Source organism: Microcystis sp. LEGE 08355 (assembly GCF_015207185.1).
Classification (GTDB): Bacteria; Cyanobacteriota; Cyanobacteriia; order Cyanobacteriales; family Microcystaceae; genus Microcystis; species Microcystis panniformis.
The window spans coordinates 1-2,705 of the sequence record NZ_JADEXI010000608.1 but is presented as its reverse complement, the minus strand read 5'-3'; the positions used below and the strand labels follow the sequence as shown (position 1 = coordinate 2,705).

The 2,705-nt window shown below is 47.8% G+C and carries 2 protein-coding genes; both read left to right on the top strand.

Annotated features, from left to right (window positions below; genetic code table 11):
• Positions 1 to 56 precede the first annotated feature (56 nt).
• Entirely contained in the window at positions 57 to 1,634 is a 1,578-nt protein-coding gene (serA, locus tag IQ242_RS21850) for a phosphoglycerate dehydrogenase (protein ID WP_193961388.1), read from the top strand.
• A gap of 126 nt (positions 1,635 to 1,760) precedes the next feature.
• Entirely contained in the window at positions 1,761 to 2,657 is an 897-nt protein-coding gene (prmA, locus tag IQ242_RS21845) for a 50S ribosomal protein L11 methyltransferase (RefSeq protein ID WP_193961387.1), read from the top strand.
• Positions 2,658 to 2,705: the final 48 nt, after the last annotated feature.

Below are 2,705 nucleotides of genomic sequence, written 5' to 3'. Positions count from 1 at the left end.
CCCCAATATTGGTCAAGCATTTGCCCGTAGACTGAAAAAAGCACGTTATAAAGATTATGGCCAAAGTTCTGGTATCCGATTCGATCGATCCGGTAGGAGTAGAAATTCTGTCACAGGTTGCCCAAGTGGACGTGAAAACAGGACTATCTGCCGAGGAAATCATTCAAATTATCCCCGAATACGACGCGCTGATGCTCCGTTCCAGTACCCGCGTCACCAAAGAAATCGTCGAAGCGGGCAGCAAACTGCAAATTATCGGCCGTGCGGGGGTAGGAGTCGATAATATCGATGTTCCTGCGGCCACTCGTCAGGGTATTATTGTCGTTAACTCTCCCGAAGGTAACACGATCGCCGCTGCCGAACACGCCTTGACCATGATGTTATCCCTTTCACGACATATTCCCGATGCCAATCAGTCGGTAAAAGCGAATAAATGGGAGAGAAATCGCTTTATCGGCACAGAAGTTTATAAAAAGAACCTAGGAGTCGTCGGTTTAGGTAAAATTGGCTCCCACGTCGCCAAAGTGGCTAGATCCCTAGGCATGAAAATTCTCGCCTACGATCCCTTTATTTCCAAAGAACGCGCCGATCAACTCGGTTGCACCTTGGTGGATCTGGAACTACTCTTTGCTGAGTCCGATTTTATCACCCTCCACGTCCCGAAAACTCCCGAAACCCAGCATCTCATCGGTCGGGAAACCCTCGCTAAGATGAAACCAACGGTCCGCATTATTAACTGTTCCCGCGGCGGCATTATCGACGAGTTGGCTTTAATTGAAGCCCTCGAATCCGGTAGAATTGCTGGGGCAGCCTTGGATGTATTTGAACAGGAACCCTTAGGCGAATCTAGATTAAGAGAATTGTCTAACGTCATTCTCACTCCCCACCTAGGTGCCTCGACTACGGAAGCACAGGTTGGTGTGGCTGTTGATGTGGCCGAACAAATTCGCGATGTCCTCCTCGGGTTGCCAGCGCGTTCGGCCGTTAATATCCCCGGACTAACTCCCGATGTTATGGAAAAACTGCGCCCTTACCTGCAATTAGCGGAAACTATGGGTAATCTCGTCAGTCAGTTGGCAGGAGGTCGCTGTGACTCGTTAAATGTCCGTTTACAGGGAGAATTGGCCACTAAAGACAGTCAACCTCTGGTGGTGGCGGCAATTAAGGGTTTACTTTCCCAAGCCCTCCGGGAACGGGTAAACTATGTTAATGCGGCGATCGAAGCTAAGGAACGCGGTATCCGGGTAATCGAAACCCGGGATGCTTCCACCCGGGACTATTCGGGATCGATTCATTTGGAAGCGAATGGTTCCATGGGGACCCATTCCGTCACCGGAGCGCTGTTAAGTACGGGAGAAATCCGCATTACTGACCTCGATGAGTTCCCCATTAACGTGCCACCGAGTAATCATATGTTATTCACCCTTCACCAGGATATGCCTGGTATTATTGGCAAAATTGGCGCACTTTTAGGCAGTTTTAACGTCAATATCGCCAGTATGCAGGTAGGACGCAAAATTATTCGCGGTGATGCGGTTATGGCCCTGAGTCTCGATGATCCTCTACCGGAAGGTCTTCTCTCGGAAATTACTAAGGTCCTCGGTATCCGCGATGCTTACACAGTGAAACTCTAGGTTAAATCAGTTATCAGTAAACAGTAATCAGTAATCAGTGAAAAGAAAGCTCTGCACTTGCCACTTATTACTGTTAACTGAAAACTCAAATCTGATAACTGATCCCTGATCACTGATAACTGATATATGTCTAATAGTTGGTGGGAAATTACGGTTTTGTGCGAACCTAGTCTCGAAGAAACGGTTTTCTGGAGACTGGAAGATTTTGGCTGTTCGGGAACGGCCACTGCTAAAAAACAATCCTCTTTGGAGGTTAAGGCCTATATACCAGAAATTAAAGCGCAATTGCCCGATTTAGAGGCACTAAGCCTCTGGTTAAAGCAGGATGCTTTGATTTTAGGTTTTTCTGAACCTGTTAGCCATTGGCAGTTAATCAACGAGGAAGACTGGGCCAGCAGTTGGAAACAACATTGGCAAATTAGCGAAATCGGAGATCGCTTTTTGATCTGTCCCGCTTGGTTAAATCCCCCGGAAAATAACCAGAGATTGGTGATTAAAATTGACCCCGGTTCCGCTTTCGGCACGGGAACCCACCCCACCACCCAATTATGTTTAGAATCCCTAGAAATGCGTTTAAGTAGCCATCCAGAGAATAAAATTATCGCCGATATCGGTTGTGGTTCCGGCATACTGGCGATCGGGGCGATTTTATTAGGGGCCAAAAAAGTTTATGCTGTCGATATAGATCCCCTGGCGGTGAGTGCGACAGGCAGTAATCGCCATCTCAACGGGATTAACCCCGAAAATTTAGCTATTAATCAGGGTAGTGTCGAGGAGTTGTTAGAATTAATTCCCGATGGTGTTGATGGCATCGTTTGTAATATTTTAGCCGAGACAATTATCGCTTTAATGCCCGCAATCACCCGTCTGGCAAAACCCACCACTTGGGGAATTTTAAGCGGCATCCTCGTCACCCAAGCACAAGCGGTTACAGATATTTTAGAACCCCAAGGCTGGACAGTGGCTGCCCTATGGAAACGTCAAGAATGGTGTGGTCTTCAAATTCGTCGCACCGTGGATTAGTATCGGGTTTGCGGCAAAAAGTTTTTCGTGGGGGTAGGGTGTGGGGTG

What these genes read in the sequence shown, in the direction of transcription:
- prmA (WP_193961387.1), top strand. Translation starts at nt 1,761, where the DNA reads ATGTCTAATAGTTGGTGGGAAATTACGGTTTTGTGCGAACCTAGTCTC.
- serA (WP_193961388.1), top strand. Translation starts at nt 57, where the DNA reads ATGGCCAAAGTTCTGGTATCCGATTCGATCGATCCGGTAGGAGTAGAA.